Here is a 19491-nt window from a genome sequence, read left to right as displayed (position 1 = left end):
TTTTAAATCATTGGCTTAATTTTTAGATGGTGGTAAATCATCATCCGAATCATAAATCATGGTCGTTTTGGGCATGGGTTCAGGATCAATCGTTTCATGAAGCCATTCACGCCAAATCGCTAATAAAACAGCTAAAATAACAGGGCCAATAAATAAACCGACTAAACCAAAACTCGCAATACCACCCAGTACACCAAACATAATCAGTAAAAACGGAATTTGAGTTGCACCAGAAATTACAAGTGGGCGAATCACATTGTCTGAGCTACTTACAATCAGAACACCCCATAAAACCACGCCAATGGCTTCCATGGTTTGCCCTTGTGAAAACAGCCATAGACCAACACCTAAATAGGAAACAGGGGTACCGAAGGGAATGAGTGCTAATAAGAACGTCGCAATCGTGAGCACCATTGGATTCGGTACACCAGCGACGAAATAACTCAATCCAGCAAGTACTGCTTGAGCAATTGCAGTTAAACCGACACCATAGACAACGGCACGGGTTGTTTCTGAAATTGTATCTAGATAATGGTGAATACGTAGGCCAATCACCATTTCTAAGGCTTTACTCACTTGAGTTAAGATCGTGTGACCGTCACGGTAAAAGAAGAAAAGACTTAAAATTGCAAAACCAAGTTTGACGAGATTTTTACTAATTTCATTGATTAAAACTCGCCCATAACTTAAATGGCTTTGTATCCAAACGGCAATACTCTGAATCGTACTATTTGGGTCGGTGTTTATATCATTTAGTGTTCTGGTTATTTCTTTGCCAATAAAAGGAAGATTTTTAATGAAATCAGGTACGCTTAAATGACCAGAAAAAACCTGACGCTGTAAATCAAGATACAGATTGCGGCCTTCATGTTGCAGAATAAAAATAGCGCAGATTAGGGGTACACCAACAACTAAGATAACAAAGCTAATCATGACTGTGGCATTTAAATTATTACGGTTTTCGCCAAAAAAACGCTGAATTCTTAAATAAATTGGCCAAGTCATGTAGGCGATAATCGCAGCCCAAACTACAGGTACAATAAAGTACTTCAGGATGTTAAATCCTAAAAATAACAGGATGAAAAACAGCCCAAACAATAAAACGCGCTGTAAAGTAGGAGCGTATGGATGCACGAACAAAAATTCTCTAATTATTTAAATAGAATGGGGTCATATTAACTGAAAAATGACCTGAGGCAAATTTTAGGCAGAAATGCTGATCTATACATTCCTGCTCAATAAAAATGAAAAAGTTATTTTTAAAACCACTCGGACTTATCTTCGATTAGTTTATTTAAAAGTGGCTGCCACTGGCTTTGAATTGCAATAAAGTTTTTTTGTGGTTTATCAAACACACTCAAACCTTGCATTGCTAAACTGCCATAAGCACTACGCTCTGCAATCCATGCAATCGGTTCATGTTCGATTTTTTCAAAAAATTGCTGAATATCTTTTGAGCTAGCACTATTCGGTTTAACACGATTTGCAAGCAGTAAAATTTGTACTTTTCCTTTGCGAATACGTTTAATATCCTGCAAATGCTTGAGAAAACGACGTGTACTGTCGATATCAAAAAATGAAGGTTGAAGTGGTGTAATAATGGCATGAGCTTCGCTGACTAATTGTTCAGCATGGTCGCCTGAAAGAGCGCCGGGTGCATCAATAATTAAATAATCTAAATTTTTAGGTGCATCACCAATAGATTTTTCTTGGCGCCAATCAAGGCTTTGAATTGCAGCTACATTTTCTGGACGTTGCTTTAACCATTGTAAGGAAGATTTCTGGTTATCAGAGTCCGCTAAAGCTACTTTATATCCTTTTTGTGCCAAAGCTGTTGCCAACGTAATGGCTGTCATGGTTTTTCCGCATCCACCTTTTTGATTTGCAATAAGTATCGTTTTCATAAATTCAGTTATATTCAGCAGCACACTTGTTCTGCTTATACCTTAGCATCTTTTTATGAGAAGTAGATGACTGCCTTTGACAAAAGTTTAAGCTAGTTCGTAATTTTAGATATGATTGCTCATCTACCGTGATGATATGTATTTATTAAGGAAAATTTATGTCCGTATGGCTGGCCATGCTTATAGGTGCTGGTATTGGTATTATTATCACAACGCTTATTTTATCAAATACCCGTAATGGTCGAATCAAGGCTGAATACGAGCAATACATTGCAGAGTTAGAGCTTGAGCATCAACAGGCCCTTGCCCAGGCACAAAAGCGGAGTGTGAATACAAGCCGCGCTGTATTAAAAGGTAAAATGGCAGAACAATTTGCTCCGATTTTACCTGAGTTTCAATACTTACCAAGTGATGCCAAATTTCTGGGTGACCCGGTTGATTACGTTATTTTTGATGGCTATACCGATTTTAGAGATGGAGATGGAACTGCCGAGGATATCCAGATTATCTTGCTTGATATTAAAAGTGGGGGAGCTCGTCTAACCAAAGGACAGCAAGCAATTGCTCAAGCAATAAAAGAAGGAAAGGTACGCTTTGAAACGTTGCGAATTGATTTTGAAGATTAACAATCAATTTAATTAGGCACAAAAATAGACGAAATTGATCTGTATTGTTACTAAATACCGATATTTTTTTCATCGCTTAGAGCTACTATAAATTAGAGATCTGCTGCATTTGATCTAGTAATATTTGAGGTATAAAGCGATGAAAAAACAACATGTAATGTTAGGCTTATTGGCCTCTTTATGTATCAGCTCAGCTTTTGCTTCGACGGCCTCTACTTCTGGTGAATATAATATTGCAAATGGTTTGTTACCGATTGAAAAAGATCAGTCAATTTCTGTGTTACAGCCATTTCAAGGCAATTTTAGAATTTTAGGTTCAAAAATTTATAAAAATGATGAACAAGCTAAGTTCTCACCGATCGATTATGCGGTAAGTTGGGGGCTATTTGCTCAACCAGATATTGCTCGTACCATTTCAGTTAAACAGTATGACCGCTATTTGAACTGGAAAATGAGTAAGCTTCCTGTACCTGCTGAGCAAGCGATGCAAATGGTGTCTAATATGCACATCATTCCTGCGAGTCCTCAAATTGCTCAACAAATTAAACAAGTTAAACGCGGTGACTTGGTATACCTCAAAGGTGACTTGGTCGAAATTAAAGATAAAAATTTAGTTTGGCGGTCATCTTTAACCTCAACTGATACAGGTGATGGTGCTTGTGAGTTATTCCGTGTTCAATCGATTCATTGGGTTGAAAAACAAAATATATAAATTAAAAAGCCTTCTTGTTCAGAAGGCCTTTTATTGCACACTATAAAATTAATGCTGCTGTGAAGCTTTCCAGTATTTCAACTGGTTCTGAGCTTGTAAGTAGTCAGCAAGTTGATTGACTTGTTCATCTTTATTGGCCTGTTTATCACTGATGTGTTTTTCTTGGTTTTCCCAATATTGATAAAGTAAGCCTTGAATATAGCGACCTTGTTCAGTTTTTAAGTCGAGGTCTTTTAACATGGTCAATGCTGAGCGAACATTATCAAGCGTGCGTTTTTGTTCAAACTCTGTGGTGAGTGTACCTGCCGCATGCATTTTTTCTAATTCAGTTTCCATCTCATCGCTCATTTCAGTAAAGCGACGGTCATAGTCTTCTAATAAAGCAATGTCATGCGCATCGTCAGCAGTGGCTGCGAACTTTTTAACAGGCCTTTCATTGAGCTTTTCCATCACCTGATCAGTAGATGAACTTGTATGAGATTGCTCAGTCTTTGCTGGTTCATCTGCTTTTTTACAAGCAGTCAATAATAGGCTAGAGCTGAGCAAAGACATTAAAATGATATGATGCGTTTTTTTAAACATAGCTTTCAACCGAACCTATTCTCTATGATTTGACGACGTACTTTTTTGAAAATGATATGCATATGTGACATATGGAAAATCAATCTGATCTTGTGGGCCTAGGCCTGTAAAATCATAAATAATTTTCTCAAATTGAGCTTTGAGCTGTAATTGATCTTTTTCAGTCATTGCTGCAATAAAACTTGTAGAGAGTAATCTTTTACTCACCACTTGTTCGACAGTACCATGCTGTGATTGCGAAAAAGTTTCTAAACTGTCAAAAATAAATAAATTTTGGTTTTCAAAAACCTTTTTCCACTTTTCACTATGGTAACGCGGCGTATCGCCTTCAAGAGGTAGTAAAAAATCTGCTAAGGCTTTCACCCAGTCTGTACGCTCATCACGCTGATTCCAAACGAGACCTAAATGTCCTTGTGGTTTTAATATTCGATGGATTTCGGTCAGTGTTTCCATGTTGTCGAACCAATGGAAAGATTGAGCGCAAATGACCGCATCAATTTGTTGATCGTTTACCGGAATAGCATGGCTAAATGCCTGTAAAGTTTTAATATCAGTATAGGCTTGCTGAAGCTGTTGTAACATCTCGCCAATTGGCTCTACTGCAATAATATTGGCACGTGTTTGTTTTAAGTAGGGTAAGAATTTGCCAGTACCTGAGCCAAGATCAATAACAGTAGAATTTTCATGTATTTGGAGACGTTCTTGCAGCCAACTGACTATTTCTGCTGGATAATTCGGCCTAACTTGCTGATAAAGCTCCGCAGCGGAGCTGAATCCTTTTTGAGCGGCAGGATGTAAGGATTGTGTCATATTTTGCGCTTTTTAATCTGACTGGCATCTATAAAATAAGATACTCCGCAATCATAAATTGGCAAAACACCTATTTTGTTTCATTTTTGACGATGTATGTGGGAGTAAATTTTCTTTCGGTGTGAGCATGGATAAGCAAATTATTTTTGAAGACGAACACATTAGAGCCATTTTTTTACAAGGCGATTCTAATACATTAGTTCTCTCTTTTGGCGATTTGATTACCCGAGCGAGTGGCTTATCTATCAATGCTGAAAAGTCTCTAATAAAGTACCAATACAATGTTATTGGGATTATGCCAAAACAAAAATCATGGTTCCCAAAAGCCAGTATGGTTGAAATGACCAAAGCCATTTTGACTATTATTCAGCGTTTTAAAAATATTGTAGGTTATGGCGGCTCAATGGGCGGCTATGCAGCAATCAAATATTCGAACCTTTTAAACATGAATCGAATCGTTGCATTTGTACCTCAATATTCAATTGACCCTGAACAGGTCGAAGACCGCCGCTATGCTGAATTCTTTGATGCTGTTGCAAATAAAGATATGCAAATTCAACAGCAAGATGTAGATGCAAGTCGTGAATATATTATTGTTTATGACCCTTACTTTGCTGTCGATCGCGAACATTACTTAAAAATAAAAGAGCTATTGCCAAGTTTACATACGGTTCATTTACCTTTTACAGGGCATGAAGCTTTATCAGTATTGGCAAGCTCAAGTCTGTTACATGATTTTATTGAGCATGAATTTGATGAAACGTATTTCTATCAACATGTGCGTAAAATCAAAAAACAAAGTAAATTCTATTACCGTAATGTACTTGCGAATGTGCTGACATACCATGACAGCATGTTATTAAAAATTTTACGTCAAAATGATTTTCAATTAGATGAACGTTATTTAGATAACCCGCTCAAGCAAGCGATTACACGTAGTCTTTTAAAAACAAAGCAGGCAACTGAGCACGATTTTCAAAAGCTTGGAATTAAAATTCAGTACATTCAGCAAGCTGCAACTTATAAAAAAGGTTTGCAGACTCACTCTGATACAGTCTTGGTATTCAATTTAATTAATTTAAAGCTTGAAGCTTATGCTATAGATGTTGTGCTAGCAAACACATCGTATCTAATTCCAATTGCGACAGAGCGGACAGGAGTTGCACATATTGAATTAAATAATGAAATTTATTTGTTAGGTATGAATGACCGAAAAATTATTAAATTATTCAAACAAGGTGATGCATTAAGCTCGGATATGAGTCCGTTTGTCATTAAACAATATGCTGATTTTTTTGCATTGAGCTACAAGCAATTTAATTTAGATTGTGATGAACAAGGCGTTTGTGACTACATTGAAGGTTCAGTTCAACCATCGCAACAATTTGTACTGACCAGTTATTAATTTTAATTTACTGATTAAATAAAGCCCAAATCTTCAAATTTGGGCTTTATTTTTTGCTCAAAAAATATTTTTTTATTAATTTATTTGTATATAAAATCAAAAGTCATTATTTAAATAAATAATGCGATTAATTTTTAAATAAAGATAGGGCTAAAAGTAGCCATGATAAATTAAGCGAAAAATTATTATATTTAAAAATTAATGGTTTTTGTTTTTATATAAATTAAAGAAATAGTATTAGGTTGATTAAAATACAATGATTGATTCGAAGGTTATTAATTAATTGTTTTTTATTGTAATTTTATTTGTGCTGAGAAGGGGTGTTTAAAATAGCTTCACTATTCCAAGATAATTGCATATTTATTTTTTTCTCCTAAAATGATTTTTTACTAAATTGTCGTTACAGTTTTTTATATGCAATCATTAAATTATCGGAATAATGATGCATCGCAACATGGAAGTTCTGCACCTTTGAAACGAGCAATGAGTACTCGACATTTGGTGATGATCTCCCTTGGCGGTGCCATAGGTACAGGTCTTTTTTTAGGGTCTGGCGACGTAATTGCTCAAGCTGGCCCAATTGGCGCAATTATCTCTTATTTCTTGGGCGGTTTGATTGCCTACACCGTTATGCTCTGTCTTGGTGAGCTAGCGGTTCATGTGCCTGAATCGGGCTCTTTCGGTGAATACGCACGACGCTATATTGGTCCAGGCACAGGTTATATGATTACCTGGCTATATTGGTTGACTTGGACTGCCACTTTAGGAACTGAATTTACTGCCGCAGCTTTGCTGGTTAAGGAATGGTTTCCATCTACTTCTGTTTGGGCGTGGACTTTGTTTTTTGGTGGTCTTGTCTTTTTCCTTAATATTAGTTCAACGCGTTTATTTGCCGAATCTGAGTTCTGGCTTGCTCTGATTAAAGTTATAACAATTATTGTATTTATTACTTTGGGTTTATTGGCAATTTTTGGTTTTATTCCTTATCACGGACATGAAACAGCGCCTTTATTCAGCAATTTAACGGCTCAAGGTTGGTTCCCGCACGGTTTATTCCCAATTTTCACAACCATGCTCATTGTAAACTTTGCCTTCTCTGGTACTGAGCTTATTGGAGTTGCTGCAGGTGAGGCAGAGGAACCGGCAAAGACTGTACCTAAGGCAATTAATGCAGCGATTTGGCGTTTGCTCATATTCTTTGTGGGAACAATTGTTGTCATTTGTTCTTTGCTTCCATTTCATCTTGCTGGTCTTAATGCAAATGATGTGAGCAGTAGTCCATTTGTGACAGTATTTAATTATATTGGTATTCCGTATGCAGAAGACATTATCCGCTTCGTAATTATTACGGCGCTGCTTTCAGCTGCCAATTCTGGTTTATTTGCTGCATCACGAATGATGTGGTCGCTTTCAGCAAAAAATCAATTACCTAAAATTTTCGCTAAACTTACACCATCTGGCACACCTATTGTTGCCATTATTGTGACGATGTTTGGTGCTATTCCTGGGTTGCTTTCAGAACAGTTTGCACCAGAAACAATTTTCAAAAATTTGTTAGGTGTTGCTGCCTTTACAATGGTTGTTGTTTGGATTGCCATTTGTATTTCACAATTTAACTTCCGTAGACAATGGTATAAGTCAGGAAAGACAGCAAAAGATTTACGTTTTGCTGCTCCGCTTTTCCCTCTTACTCCAATTGTAGGTGGGCTATTTTGTATAGTTACTTGTATCAGTATGGTGTTTGATCCATCTATGCAGGTTGGATTTATCTGCTGTATTATCTTTATCTTACTGTGTTATATCAGCTATTTTGTCTTTTATCGTAAGAAAGAGAGTGCTCCAAACTAAGCCTATTTATTGCTTAATTTGGTTGATAAGAGGTCCCTCATGGGACCTTTTTTTATGTCTATAAATTGTGCATAGAAGAGTACTTTTATATATTTTTTTTAAAAATGTTTTTTTTATTTTAATAATAAATTCAAATAATGATTCATAAATTAACCATTTATCGGAATGTTATTAATAGCTAATTATTATAAGTCTTTAAATAAGTATATGTTTAACATGATTATTTAATAGTTGTGTAATTTTTATATTTCTATTTTTTATTTTAAATAAGACTGTACAAAAAAATATTATGAAATTTTCTAAAAAAATTGAAGGATTTTTGAAATTTTTTGTTAATTAAGTTATTGTTATTAAATGGTAATTTTTTAACCATTTTTAATTTTAATATTTTTTTAATTTCCATAAAATAAAATTATTATGGCTGAGGCTTTTTTTAGGCTTTGTTACTTTTTTATTATAAAATTTCGGGGAAATTGATTATTTTTTCTCTGCTTGTTTATTTTAAAATGTTCTAAATTATCTTGCTCTGTGCTATATTTACTTAAAGATTTTATGTCTATATGAAAGCGCGATTAATCAGCTTGAGTAGTGATGTGAAGCTTGCAGTATTATTGAACAATTTTTATTTAAAAAGACTAATGGAGGGATCTATCGATTAGTCAAAAATAATTTCATGGACTTATGGTTTTTTGTTTTATGAACCCTAGTTCTTTTTAACTCCCAAACGGTTATGTCACCTCTTTTGCACTTATTTCCAATCGACTTTTTTGAGTTGATTGCGGTGGAACTTTTGCTTTTATAAAGACATTTTTTATAAACAGCAGATGAGCAAGAGAAAGATTGTAAAAGATATCGATATATAAAAGTAAATCTTACTTTTGATATCACAAGATGGAATTTAAAAGGTCTGAAGCTTTAGAAGAGCGGAAGATTTTATAAATAAATCAAAACATTGTTATTGCAAGGTTTTGGTTGCTGAATAATAAAGACTACGGATTTATCACATCTGAGTCTATGTAGGTATATAGGAAAAAAGATGTCAGATCTTTCATACGTAAACGAACATAGCGATGCATGGCAAACTTACTTGGCACAAATTGACCGTGTAGCGCCATATCTAGAACACTTAGCTGATTATATCGATACTTTAAAGCGTCCTAAGCGTGCTCTTATTGTTGATGTACCAATCGTAATGGATGACGGTTCAATCCAGCACTTTGAAGGCTACCGTGTACAACACAACTTGTCTCGCGGTCCTGGTAAAGGTGGTGTTCGTTACCATCCAAATGTTGATTTAAATGAAGTGATGGCGTTGTCTGCATGGATGACAATTAAAACTGCTGTTTTGAACTTGCCATTTGGTGGTGCAAAAGGTGGTATCCGTGTTGACCCACGTAAATTATCTACTCGTGAATTAGAGCGTTTAACTCGCCGTTATACGACTGAAATTGGTCACATTATCGGACCTCAAAAAGACATTCCTGCTCCAGACGTTGGTACAAATGCCAATATCATGGGTTGGATGATGGATACTTATTCTACTAGCCAAGGTCACACAGTGACTGGTGTTGTAACTGGTAAACCAGTTCACTTAGGGGGTTCTTTAGGACGTGTTAAAGCGACTGGTCGTGGTGTATTCGTTACTGGCCGTGAAGTTGCTGCAAAAATCAACTTACCAATTGAAGGCGCGAAAGTTGCTGTTCAAGGCTTTGGTAACGTAGGTAGTGAAGCTGCTTTCTTATTTGTTGAATCAAAAGCAAAAATCACTCACGTTCAAGACCACACTGGCACAATTTTCAATGCTGACGGTATTGATCTTGTTGCATTACGTGAGCACGTAAACGCAAACCAAGGTGTTGGCGGTTTTGCTGGTGCACAATCAATTGCAGATGAAGATTTCTGGACTGCTGAAGTAGACATCATTATTCCTGCTGCATTAGAAGGCCAAATCACAGTTGAGCGTGCTGAAAAACTTAAAGCTAAGTTGATTTTAGAAGGCGCGAACGGCCCGACTTATCCTAAAGCTGAAGATGTATTGGTTGAGCGTGGCATTGTTGTTGTTCCTGACGTTGTATGTAACGCCGGCGGTGTAACTGTAAGTTACTTCGAATGGGTTCAAGACATGGCGAGCTATTTCTGGAGCGAAGAAGAAATCAACGAACGTTTAGACAAGTTGATGGTTCAAGCAATGGATGACGTTTGGAATACAGCGAATAAGAATGCTTGTACTTTACGTACAGCAGCTTACATCTTGGCTTGTGAGCGTATCTTAAAGGCTCGTAAAGAACGCGGTATTTTCCCAGGCTAATCTGAGGAAATTACCTTTTAGGAAAAGTGGGCTGAGCAAATATAAAGGATGTATAGGGTTATTTGTTCAGTCCCTTTTTCTAAATGAATTAAAGACAGTAAGACAGATTAAATAAATTAAATAGATACTGAGGTAAGCATGGAACAGCCAATTTCTGTAACTCGAAGCAACTTTAATGACTGGATGGTTCCAGTATTTGCACCGGCAAATTTCATTCCGGTACGTGGTGAAGGTTCACGTATCTGGGATCAAGAAAATAAAGAATATATCGATTTTGCAGGCGGGATTGCAGTAAATGCATTAGGTCATGCGCATCCAGTGGCAGTCAATGCGTTAACAGAACAAGCAAAAAAACTTTGGCATGTCGGCAATGGTTATACCAATGAACCAGTACTGCGTCTTGCTAAACAACTCACTGAAAATACATTTGCAGACAAAGTATTCTTCTGTAACTCAGGTGCAGAAGCAAATGAAGCAGCATTAAAGCTTGCTCGTAAAGTTGGACTTGACAGCGGTATCGCAGGTAAAAGCGGTATTGTGGCATTTAACAACGCGTTCCACGGCCGTACTTTATTTACCGTTTCGGCTGGTGGTCAGCCAAAATATTCACAAGACTTTGCACCACTTCCAAACGGCATTAGCCATGTTGCTTATAATGATTTAGAAGCAGCTAAAGCAGTTATTAATGAGCAAACCTGTGCAGTAATTGTAGAGCCTGTACAAGGTGAGGGTGGGGTAATTCCTGCTGATATCGAATTTTTAAAAGGTTTACGTGCACTGTGTGATCAGTTTGGTGCCTTACTTATTTTTGATGAAGTGCAAACAGGTGTCGGCCGTACAGGTGCACTTTATGCCTACATGAACTACGGTGTTACACCGGATGTGCTCACTACTGCAAAAGCGCTGGGCGGTGGTTTCCCTGTCGGTGCAATGTTAACAACTGATAAATTTGCGCCGCATTTTTCAGTGGGTACACACGGCACGACGTATGGCGGTAACCCGCTGGCAAGTGCAGTTGCAGGCGCAGTCTTTGAGTTTATTAATACACCAGAAGTACTTGAAGGTGTAAAACACCGTCATCAATATTTCCTTGATGCATTAAATACGTTAAATGCTGAATATCAAGTTTTTGATGAAATTCGTGGTCAAGGTTTATTGATTGGTTGCGTATTAAAAGCTGAATATGCAGGTAAAGCAAAAGATATTACGACTTGGGCAGGTGAAGAAGGTTTACTTGCTTTGATCGCAGGGCCTAACGTAGTTCGTTTCACACCTTCACTCATTATTCCTGAACAAGATATTGATGAAGGGATAGCTCGTTTAAAAAGAGCTTTGGCAAAGTTGGCTAAATAAAAAAAAGGAAAGCTAGCCATGATGATTGTCCGTCATGCCGAGTTTCGAGACCTTGAAGATATTTATAAATTAGCAGGTAAGTCAGGTGTTGGCCTGACTTCCTTGCCACAAAATATGGATACGCTTTCGGCTCGAATTTCACGTACTCGCAATACTTTAAATGGTAATGTTCATAAGAGCGAACAGGGTTATTTGTTTGTTCTTGAGGATACAGAAGCTCAACGTGTTATTGGGGTGAGTGCAATTGAAGTTGCTGTGGGTTTAATCGAACCTTGGTATAACTTTCATGTGGGAACACAAGTACACGCTTCAAAAGCATTAAATGTCTATAAAGCATTACCGACTTTATTTTTAAGTAATGATCGAACGGGAAGTAGTGAGCTCTGCACATTATTTTTAGATCCGGAACGTCGTGAAAACCAAAACGGTAAATTCTTATCAAAAATCCGTTTTATGTTTATCGCAGCATTTAAGCAATATTTTGAGAAAAAATTAATTGCCGAGATGCGTGGTTTTTCTGATGAAAATGGTTGTTCACCTTTTTGGGATGCGATTGGGCACCATTTTTTCAATATGGATTTCTCAACTGCAGACTATTTAAGTGGTATTGGCCAAAAAGTTTTTATTGCGGAACTTATGCCACGTTTTCCAGTCTATGTAGACCTTTTACCAAAGGCTGCACAAGAAGTGATTGGAAAAATGCATCCACATACTTTACCTGCTTATCATGTGCTTGAGTCCGAAGGCTTACGTTATCAAGGATATGTCGATATTTTTGATGCAGGTCCAACCATTGAAGCCAATATTGATGAGTTGCGTGCAGTTAAAGAAAGCCAATTTTTAACTGTCAAAATTACTAATGAAGCGACTGTGGGTAAAACACAATACCTTGTTGCCAATGATAACTATCACGACTATCGGGCTATGTTAATGAAGCTTGATCTCGTAGATAACATTCTAAATTTAAACCATGAACAAGCTGAAAAACTCGGTGTACAAGAAGGGCACGCTGTTCGTGTGTTATCACTAAATCCTATGGAAGTATCCTGATGTCAAACTCTTTATTTATAAACGGTGTCTGGTTACAAGGCAGCGGTACAACATTTGTAAAAACAAACCCAGTTGATAACCAAACTGTATGGTCAGGTACTGAAGCTACAGCTGCAGATGTTGAAAAAGCTTGCCAAGCCGCACGTACAGCATTTCCTGCATGGGCACGTTTAGCTTTTGCAGAGCGTGTTGCAATTGTAGAAAAGTTTGCAAAGCTGCTTGAAGAAAATAAAAAACATTTAGCTGAAGTAATTAGTCAAGAAACCAGTAAGCCTTTTTGGGAAACGTTAACTGAAGTTCAGTCAATGATTGGCAAAGTTGCGATTTCGATTCGTGCTTATCATCAACGTACTGGCGAAAGCTCAACTGAAATGGCAGATGGTGTGGCATCTTTACGTCATCGTCCACATGGTGTACTTGCTGTTTTTGGCCCATATAACTTCCCTGGCCATTTACCAAATGGGCATATCGTTCCTGCTTTGCTTGCTGGCAACACAGTTGTGTTTAAACCAAGTGAATTAACGCCTTGGACTGCTGAAGAAACTGTAAAACTTTGGCAACAAGCAGGTTTGCCAAATGGTGTAATGAACTTAGTTCAAGGTGGCCGTACTACTGGTGAAGCCTTGGCTGCTTCTCATGAAATTGATGGTTTATTGTTTACCGGAAGTGCAAACACTGGTTACCACTTGCATAAGCAAATGGCAGGTGCGCCTGAGAAAATTCTTGCGCTTGAAATGGGCGGCAATAATGCATTGATTATTGATGAAATTGAAAATATTGATGCGGTTGTTAATCTCACTATTCAATCTGCTTTTGTTTCGGCAGGTCAGCGTTGTACGTGTGCACGCCGTATCTTGGTAAAAAATGGCGCTGAAGGTGATGCATTTATTCAACGTTTTATTGAGGTTGCTAAAAACCTGAAAGTTGGCCGTTGGAATGATGAGCAACAACCATTTATGGGTGGTGTAATTTCATCAGTTGCTGCGACAAACATGATGAATGCTCAGCAAAAGTTACTTGAGCTTGGTGCCAAAAGTTTATTGCTAATGACGCGTCCTCAAGAAGACAGCTCGCTACTTACTCCAGGTATTGTTGATGTAACAGGTGTGGCGGGTATTCCAGATGAAGAATATTTTGGTCCGCTTACCACCATTCAACGTTATGACAGTTTTGATGAAGCATTAAAAATTGCCAATGCAACTCGTTTTGGTTTGTCTGTTGGATTGGTTTCTCCAAAACGTGAACTATTTGATGACTTACTCATTGAAGCGCGTGCCGGTATTGTGAACTGGAACAAACCATTAACAGGCGCTTCAAGTGCTGCGCCATTTGGTGGTGTTGGAGCTTCGGGTAACCACCGTGCAAGTGCGTTTTATGCTGCTGACTACTGTGCTTGGCCAATGGCTTCACTTGAAAGTGAAAGCTTGACGTTGCCAGAAAAATTATCTCCAGGGATTGTGTTGCCTTAACACTAGGGAAAGAAAAAATGAAAGGATATGAAGTAAATTTTGATGGTTTAGTGGGGCCAACACATCACTATGCGGGTTTGTCTTTTGGTAATGAAGCATCAACCAAAAACCGTAACAATACCTCGAATCCAAAATTAGCAGCAAAACAAGGCTTATTAAAAATGAAAGCCTTGGCTGATATGGGAATGAAACAAGGTGTACTTGCTCCGCATGAACGCCCACATGTTCCAATGCTACGCCGTTTAGGTTTTACTGGAGATGACATTAGTGTTGTTGCTCAAGCAATGCGCTATTCACCAGAACTATTGTCATCTTTAAGTTCAGCTTCTCCAATGTGGACTGCAAATGCTGCAACTGTTTCACCTTCGGCTGATAGCCAAGATGAGCGCGTGCATTTTACTGCAGCGAACCTGAACAATAAATTTCATCGTTCAATTGAAGCTGAAACTACAAGCCAAGTCTTACAAGCCATCTTTAAAAATGAACGTCACTTTGTACACCATGAAGCTTTACCACAAGTGGCTTTGTTTGGTGATGAAGGGGCAGCAAATCACAATCGTTTAGGTGGTGATTATGCTAAGCGTGGTGTTCAGGTCTTTGTTTATGGTCAGCAACATTTAAATAATGGTTTACCGGGACCAAAGCGTTATCCAGCACGTCAGACGCGTGAGGCAAGTGAAGCAATTGCGCGTTTGCACCGTTTAGATGATGCACATACGGTTTTTGTTCAACAAAATCCAGATGTGATTGATCAGGGTGTTTTCCATAACGATGTGATTGCGGTAAGTAACCAACAGGTTTTATTCCACCATCAACATGCTTTCTTAAATCAAGATCAGGCATTTGCTGAAATTCGTCAAAAGATGGCAAGCATCGGTGAAGACTTTATTTCGATTGAAGTGCCTGAAAACCGCGTTACTGTAGACGATGCTGTTGCTACTTATTTGTTTAATAGCCAGATTTTGACTCGTCCAGATGGCGGCATGACCATTGTTGTACCAGAAGAGTCTCGCCAAAATGCTGCGGTATGGAGCTATTTGAACGATATGATTCAAATGGGTACACCAATTGATGCAATTCAAGTGTATGACCTACGTGAAAGTATGCGTAACGGTGGTGGTCCGGCTTGTTTGCGTTTACGTGTGGCATTAAATGAAACCGAATTAAATGCCGTAAATCCAAAAGTTCTTATGAATGATCAATTGTTTAGCACACTCAACCAGTGGGTAGATAAACACTATCGCGATCGTTTAGCACAAGAAGATTTGGCAGATCCGCATTTACTCATGGAAAGCCGTATGGCGCTTGATGAACTGACTAAAATTTTAGGTTTAGGTTCGGTTTATCCTTTCCAAAAATAATGAGGAGGTGACATGCAAGATTTTCTAGCATTAACCTTACAAGGTGAGCTGCCTGCAACGCGCGAGGGAAAACAAGATAATTTTTCTTGGCGTTGGTTAGGTGAGGGGCTTCTTGAATGTACACCACATAAGCAGTACGACAAAGCTGTCGTACTGTCAGCTGGAGTACATGGGAATGAAACGGCACCAATTGAATTGCTATCTCATCTTTGCACCGATTTATTTGCCGGGCGTTTAAAGCTTGCGGTGAGATTATTGCTTGTATTGGGTAATCCCTATGCGATGCGTCAAGGCAAGCGTTATGTGTATGATGATGTAAACCGTATGTTCTGTGGTGGGTATAAAAATTTACCTGTAACAGAAGAGTCTAAGCGAGCTGAGGTTTTAGAGCAGGCAGTTGCTACTTTCTTTAAAGAAAGTGCAAGTAATGCTAGGCGCTATCACTATGATTTACATACAGCAATTCGTGCTTCATTATTACCAACCTTTGCTCTATTACCTTATCAAACGCATGACTATGATGCTGATTTGACAGCAAGCCTTGAAGCTGCTGACTTAGATGCTTTGGTTTATCACAGGGCTGCGGGTAAAACATTTACACATTTTACAAGTGAAAGCTTTAAAGCTGCGAGTGCAACTTTGGAGTTAGGCAAAGCTTTGCCATTTGGACAAAATGACTTGAGCCAGTTTGCCGCAATTGATGAAGTTATTCGCAATGTCGTTTCTGAACAAGCTTTACCGTTAAGAAATAAAACAAAAATTCGAGTGTTTCAGGTGTCTGATTCTTTAATTAAAAAAGATGAGGATTTCCAAATGAACTTATCGGCTGAGGCTCCGAACTTTTCAACATTTACCAAAGGCGAAATCATTGCGATACAGCCTTCTGGTAACTATGTAGTTGAACAAGATCAGGTCTGGATTTTATTTCCAAACCCAAATGTGAAGATTGGTTTACGTGCAGGTTTGGTTTTAACCGAAACACACTCATAATTTTTAGATAAATAAAAAAGGGCGATGAGTCGCCCTTTTTTATTGCTAACTTTAATTAGTTAGTGCCAAAAAGGCCTTTTACGAAAGATTTCTTTTCAGTTTTTTGTGTAGAGCCTTGAGCCCCTGCATTTACGTTTGCATTTGCACTGATTCCAACTGGAGCAACATTAACACCAACATTTACGCCTGTTTGAGCGTTGATTGCATGAGCTGGTTGAGCTGCATTTAATTGTGCTTGAGCATCAGCTTTAGTACCCGCAACAAATTCTTTTTGCTCTGCTTGATTTTGAGTTACGCGAGCTTTAACTGCATCTACACGTGCTTGAGCATCAGCTTGTTTTTCAGCGCTAAATTCTTTTTGTTCAGCCTGTTTTTCAGCAACTTTGGTTTTTACTGCATCAAGATGTGCTTTTGTATCAGCTTTAGCTTCAACTGCTAAGTTTTTAGTACCTGTTGCAGCTTTAGTCGCTAAATTTTTTGTGCCTGTTGCTGCTTCAGTAGCAAAATGTTTAGTGCCTGTTACAGCATCAGAAGAAAGTTCAGCTACTTTTCCTGTTGTTTTTTTAGTTGCTTTAACCGTAGTGTTAGCAGCTACATGACCAGCATGTTTTGCAGTGCTACCTACAGTATGTGCAGTATTTTTAACTGTATTTGTTACGCCACTAACAAGTCCACCCGGTTGTACATTTACTTGAGCAGAAGCGTCTGCATTAATGCCCGCACTTTGTGCAAAAATAGAAGCAGAGGCAAGAACGCTTGCAGTCACGATAGCTGTTTTCATCATTTTCATTGCGATATCCTTCAAAGAATATACCCTTTTAGTGAGGTATTTCATAAACGCAATCGCATCATATCTAAGGCTTGATTCGCTTGGGAATCACCTTAATCAAAACGTTACAACAGCATTACAGTCATTCAACACATTAGGGAGAAATTGTGGAGAAAAGAAAATATTAATAATAAAGTGAAATAGATACCGATATTTTATGATTTAAAAACGAGCAAAAAACTTTTCGTCTTTTTCTTTTCTAAAATAAAAATACCCAAAAATATTTAACATGACCATTTTTCTATATCTATAAAGATGATTCTTTTTTCATTTTTTATTCGAGATAACGGCATAGTTATTGCTTATTATGAGAATAAGGTGCTTTTTGGCGCTTTTTTGAACCATATTCTGCCAGAAATATAAACGTAAAGGGCAGAACTGTATTTTTGCTTATTCGGGAAAAGATGATTTTGCTTTTCTCATGTTTATATATTTTATGAAATAGAAATTTCACATGAAATATATCTTAAGAAATAGCACTTTATTTCGAATAATCAAAAATAAATATAGATGTCTATAAACAAAATAACAGAGATCTTAAATGATGAAAATTATTGCTTCCCTTTTCATATTGGTCGGCTTAGTCGCCGTTGTTCTCTATTTTAAGCCAACAAACGGTGCATCTGAGGTGTTCAATTCTGCTTTAAACAAGTCGAATTCATCACAACCAGACACTTCATCTTTACTTTCTAAACTTAAGGAGCCTGCTCAACCTAAAAACTTATCTTTAAATTCAACTCAACCCAAACCCGTATCAGAAGATACTGTTCCTTTTTATGACACAAAAAGTGATCCTTCGATTCAACCGATTGATCCAGAAAAAGATCCAGCAAATGAAATAAAAGCGAAATAAGTAAATTGTTAGTTGAAAAACTACGGAGAAAAATAATGCAAAGTAAAACGTTATTTCTATTAGGTCTATGTACGATCTTAAGTACAACTGCATCCGCTGTTCCTTTGGACGCTAAAGGTGCCAAACAGCAGTTAAATCAAGCAGCAAAACAAAAAGTATTTCAGGGTAAAATTAACTTAGATGCTTTGGTTACCAATGAGTCTAATGATCTTATTGTTGAATACAATATTCCTTCGGAAAGTGTGGCTACAGGTTTGGAGCGACGAAATTATATTGCTGCAAATAAAAAGAATATCCAGTCAAGGTTTAATCGTGGTGTAGGGGTACAAGTACTTCGGGACTACAATAATTTACCTATAGCTTTTTACCGAATTAGTAATAAAGAAGCTTTGGTTGATTTGCTTAATGATCCGAACGTTAAGGCTGTATATCCAAACCGGATTAATCAGGCGACAACCATGGAAAGTTTGCCTTTAATTAACCAGCCTCAAGCTAATACCAAAGGTTTTAATGGAACCGGCTCTAGTGTGGCTGTGCTTGATACGGGGGTAAATTACTTACATTCGGATTTTGGTTGTACAGCAGTTAATTCACCTTCAAGTACGTGCCGTGTCGTTTATGCATTTGATAGTGCCCCAGATGATGGCTCACTTGACGATAATGGTCATGGTAGTAATGTTTCAGCGATTGTGTCTAAAGTTGCCACCAAAACAAAAATTATTGGAATAGACGTTTTTCGGTCAGGTTCAGCCTATGATAGCGATATCCTTGCAGGGATTAACTGGGCAGTAAATAACGCTAAAACATACAATATTAAAGCAATCAATTTAAGTCTTGGTATTCCTGGTGTTAAATACAAATCTGAATGTAGTAATAGTAGTTATGCAACGGCGTTCGCAAATGCGCGAGCTGCTGGGGTAGTACCAGTAGTTGCATCAGGTAACGATGCATTTCCTGATGGTATTTCTTCACCTGCTTGTGTTGCTGGAGCGGTAAGAGTAGGTGCTGTATATGATAGTAATATTGGTGGTGTTTCATGGGGGAACCCAGTGAAATGTTCTGACCCAACCACGGCAGCGGACAAGGTGGCATGTTTTAGTAACGGGGGCAGTCTTGTGACTTTATTGGCACCAGGGGCAATGATTACTGCGGGTGGTTATACTATGGGAGGTACTTCTCAAGCCACGCCACATGTGGCTGGCGCAATTGCGTTATTAAGAGCAAACAGTGTTACACCAACTGAAACTATTGATCAGACCATTAATCGTTTAAAAACCACGGGTAAACCTATTACAGATTCAAGAACAGGTTTGGTTTTCCCACGTATTGATTTACTGGCGGCAACCAATGGTTTAACCGTTAACTAAATAGCACATTTATAATTTCTTATT

Annotated in this window: 17 protein-coding genes; 12 read left to right on the top strand and 5 right to left on the bottom strand. The window is 37.8% G+C overall.

From position 1 onward, the window contains the following. Window positions 1-15: 15 nt before the first annotated feature. Both CSB87_RS07655 and CSB87_RS07650 read right to left on the bottom strand, forming a co-directional pair. Window positions 16-1134, bottom strand: a complete 1119-nt coding sequence (locus CSB87_RS07655; RefSeq protein WP_004711728.1) for an AI-2E family transporter — start codon at window positions 1132-1134, stop codon at window positions 16-18. A 125-nt stretch (window positions 1135-1259) separates the two neighbouring features. Beyond that, window positions 1260-1904, bottom strand: a complete 645-nt coding sequence (locus tag CSB87_RS07650; protein ID WP_002048798.1) for a ParA family protein — start codon at window positions 1902-1904, stop codon at window positions 1260-1262. Window positions 1905-2062: 158 nt separating this feature from the next. Between CSB87_RS07650 and CSB87_RS07645 the strand changes: the two genes are divergently transcribed. Together CSB87_RS07645 and CSB87_RS07640 are read left to right on the top strand one after the other, a co-directional pair. Further along, on the top strand, window positions 2063-2530 hold the full coding sequence (locus CSB87_RS07645) for a Holliday junction resolvase-like protein (RefSeq protein WP_002048811.1): 468 nt from the start codon (window positions 2063-2065) through the stop codon (window positions 2528-2530). A gap of 139 nt (window positions 2531-2669) precedes the next feature. After that, window positions 2670-3242, top strand: a complete 573-nt coding sequence (locus tag CSB87_RS07640; RefSeq protein ID WP_004884649.1) for a hypothetical protein — start codon at window positions 2670-2672, stop codon at window positions 3240-3242. Window positions 3243-3290: 48 nt separating this feature from the next. Here CSB87_RS07640 and CSB87_RS07635 read toward each other — a convergent pair whose 3' ends face one another. Together CSB87_RS07635 and CSB87_RS07630 are read right to left on the bottom strand one after the other, a co-directional pair. Next, window positions 3291-3824: a hypothetical protein gene (locus CSB87_RS07635; RefSeq protein WP_031953409.1), complete on the bottom strand. Its 534-nt coding sequence runs from the start codon at window positions 3822-3824 to the stop codon at window positions 3291-3293. Window positions 3825-3839: 15 nt separating this feature from the next. Next, window positions 3840-4634 carry a class I SAM-dependent methyltransferase gene (locus CSB87_RS07630; RefSeq protein WP_031953408.1) on the bottom strand — a complete coding sequence of 265 codons (795 nt, stop codon included), beginning with the start codon at window positions 4632-4634 and terminating at the stop codon, window positions 3840-3842. 127 nt (window positions 4635-4761) lie between these two features. Here CSB87_RS07630 and CSB87_RS07625 point away from each other — a divergent pair, with 127 nt between their 5' ends. From CSB87_RS07625 to astE, 8 genes are all read left to right on the top strand, one after another. Further along, the gene (locus tag CSB87_RS07625; protein WP_031953407.1) at window positions 4762-6039 is read left to right on the top strand and encodes a hypothetical protein; all 1278 of its coding nucleotides are present in this window, start codon (window positions 4762-4764) and stop codon (window positions 6037-6039) included. 414 nt (window positions 6040-6453) lie between these two features. Further along, complete coding sequence (locus tag CSB87_RS07620) at window positions 6454-7887, top strand: amino acid permease (RefSeq protein ID WP_004711738.1); 1434 nt, start codon at window positions 6454-6456, stop codon at window positions 7885-7887. A 1036-nt stretch (window positions 7888-8923) separates the two neighbouring features. After that, entirely contained in the window at window positions 8924-10195 is a 1272-nt protein-coding gene (locus tag CSB87_RS07615) for a Glu/Leu/Phe/Val family dehydrogenase (RefSeq protein ID WP_002048804.1), read from the top strand. A 138-nt stretch (window positions 10196-10333) separates the two neighbouring features. Then, the gene (locus CSB87_RS07610) at window positions 10334-11548 is read left to right on the top strand and encodes an aspartate aminotransferase family protein (protein WP_017392622.1); all 1215 of its coding nucleotides are present in this window, start codon (window positions 10334-10336) and stop codon (window positions 11546-11548) included. Between the two features lie 18 nt (window positions 11549-11566). After that, window positions 11567-12598: an arginine N-succinyltransferase gene (gene astA, locus CSB87_RS07605; protein WP_002052326.1), complete on the top strand. Its 1032-nt coding sequence runs from the start codon at window positions 11567-11569 to the stop codon at window positions 12596-12598. After that, window positions 12598-14067, top strand: coding sequence for a succinylglutamate-semialdehyde dehydrogenase (gene astD, locus CSB87_RS07600; RefSeq protein ID WP_031953405.1), 1470 nt, complete (start codon window positions 12598-12600; stop codon window positions 14065-14067). The genes astA and astD overlap by 1 nt, the downstream gene beginning before the upstream one ends. Window positions 14068-14084: 17 nt before the next feature. Beyond that, window positions 14085-15428, top strand: a complete 1344-nt coding sequence (gene astB, locus CSB87_RS07595; protein WP_031953404.1) for an N-succinylarginine dihydrolase — start codon at window positions 14085-14087, stop codon at window positions 15426-15428. A 12-nt stretch (window positions 15429-15440) separates the two neighbouring features. Continuing rightward, a complete protein-coding gene (gene astE / locus CSB87_RS07590; RefSeq protein ID WP_031953402.1) occupies window positions 15441-16418 on the top strand; it encodes a succinylglutamate desuccinylase in 978 nt (325 codons plus the stop codon). Window positions 16419-16473: 55 nt separating this feature from the next. Here the strand turns inward: astE and CSB87_RS07585 are convergent, their stop codons facing one another. Beyond that, a complete protein-coding gene (locus CSB87_RS07585) occupies window positions 16474-17208 on the bottom strand; it encodes a hypothetical protein (RefSeq protein WP_031953400.1) in 735 nt (244 codons plus the stop codon). A gap of 583 nt (window positions 17209-17791) precedes the next feature. On the opposite strand from CSB87_RS07585, the gene CSB87_RS07580 reads away from it, so the two are divergent. Continuing rightward, window positions 17792-18100, top strand: a complete 309-nt coding sequence (locus tag CSB87_RS07580; protein WP_031944342.1) for a hypothetical protein — start codon at window positions 17792-17794, stop codon at window positions 18098-18100. Between the two features lie 35 nt (window positions 18101-18135). After that, the gene (locus CSB87_RS07575; RefSeq protein ID WP_006582579.1) at window positions 18136-19467 is read left to right on the top strand and encodes a S8 family peptidase; all 1332 of its coding nucleotides are present in this window, start codon (window positions 18136-18138) and stop codon (window positions 19465-19467) included. Window positions 19468-19491 lie beyond the last annotated feature (24 nt).

It is taken from the genome of Acinetobacter sp. AR_0276, assembly GCF_003000705.1.
In the GTDB taxonomy this organism is placed as follows: domain Bacteria; phylum Pseudomonadota; class Gammaproteobacteria; order Pseudomonadales; family Moraxellaceae; genus Acinetobacter; species Acinetobacter nosocomialis.
Note: the sequence above shows the minus strand (reverse complement) of the source record. Positions and strands in the feature narration are given on the sequence as shown.